General features: G+C 54.8%; 2 protein-coding genes. Both read right to left on the bottom strand.

Going from position 1 to position 1,207, the window contains the following annotated elements:
* Nucleotides 1-77 precede the first annotated feature (77 nt).
* Nucleotides 78-905, bottom strand: coding sequence for a UDP pyrophosphate synthase (locus HMPREF2928_RS00770; protein ID WP_070687000.1), 828 nt, complete (start codon nt 903-905; stop codon nt 78-80).
* 14 nt (nt 906-919) lie between these two features.
* Nucleotides 920-1,207: hypothetical protein (locus HMPREF2928_RS09175; protein WP_210399863.1), on the bottom strand; the 288-nt coding region annotated here is incomplete at its 5' end.

Below are 1,207 nucleotides of genomic sequence, written 5' to 3'. Positions count from 1 at the left end.
GAAGGGTGTGTGCCGTGTTCACTGAACACGGCACACACCCTTTCGGCATACCGACTATTACCGGCTGCTATTCGCTGTTACTGGTTGTCGAGGACGTACTGTTTGAACTGCTCGTCCCGGCGCTTGAATTCTTTGAGCTCATTCTCCAGGGCTGCCTGGTTCTTGGCGACGAGCGGCTTCTGGTACTGTGCCTCCAGGTCGTAGAGCTTCTGCGAGCGGCCTACATCCTGATTGCACTGCGCTTCGATGACTGCGATTCGAATTTCTTCTTCGGAGGGGGTGTTGCTCTGAGGAATGTTCTTTGATTCCTTGACGGTCATCTCGCTATCGGGGGTGAGGCCCTTGTCCTTGACGCATCGCTTCCACTCGTCGTCGAGAGATTTTTTGAGTTGCCTATCGCCTGCGGCATTTCGGGCGTCGGTCTCCAAACGCGTAAACGTGCTGCTTCCGAAGGGTATCTCTCCAATTTGCTTCATCTCATCGACGGCGCGCTGATAACATTCGGTCCTGACATCCTTCCCAGGATCGGAGGAGGATGCGGGGGAGGAGAGGTCCAGCGTATTCGATTCATTGGGCTCGTGGAGGCCGTATTTTTGGGCGTGCTCAACGTTCCAGATCCCGTAGGTTCTGCCGAGGTTCCTGCCGGATCCTTCGGTGGGGACGAACATCTCGTAGTGTTGCCCGTGTTCGGCAAAGCACTTTTTGCGGGCGAGCTCAAGGGCTTTGGTGAAGTATTCGCCCTTGCCGGCGGTGTTGTATGCGTCCAGAGGCAGGATCACCCGGTCATTTTCTGTGTCGAAGATTGCTCGGGCGCTTTCATCCTTCTCCAACGTGGGACCGAAGGAGCAAGAAGACAGCACAGTGCTGATGAGGGCAGCCGCCAGGAGCTTTTTCAAAGCTGACATGGTGCTCCTCCAATCTATAAGATTCGTTGAAGAGAGCTGATGCGGTCGTTCCAATCGAACGGGTCCCACCACTCAAGTCCTTCGCGAACACCCCTTAGATTATTGAAATCTCGTGCATTCGTAGTAAGGCATGCCCCCTGGTACCCCTCGTGTTCACAGACGCGGTAATTCTCGCCGTAGCTACGAATCGAGCTAATCGAATCGTTGTAAATTCCGTACCCCCACCACACGGCAAGGTTTTCGACGGAGTTTCCCTTGGTATCCAGGGTAAAGAACCCCTGCCACTGGGCCTCGGTGAAGAA

The sequence above is a fragment of the Rothia sp. HMSC072B04 genome, assembly GCF_001813725.1.
Taxonomy (GTDB): Bacteria; Actinomycetota; Actinomycetes; order Actinomycetales; family Micrococcaceae; genus Rothia; species Rothia mucilaginosa.
Note: the sequence above shows the minus strand (reverse complement) of the source record. Positions and strands in the feature narration are given on the sequence as shown.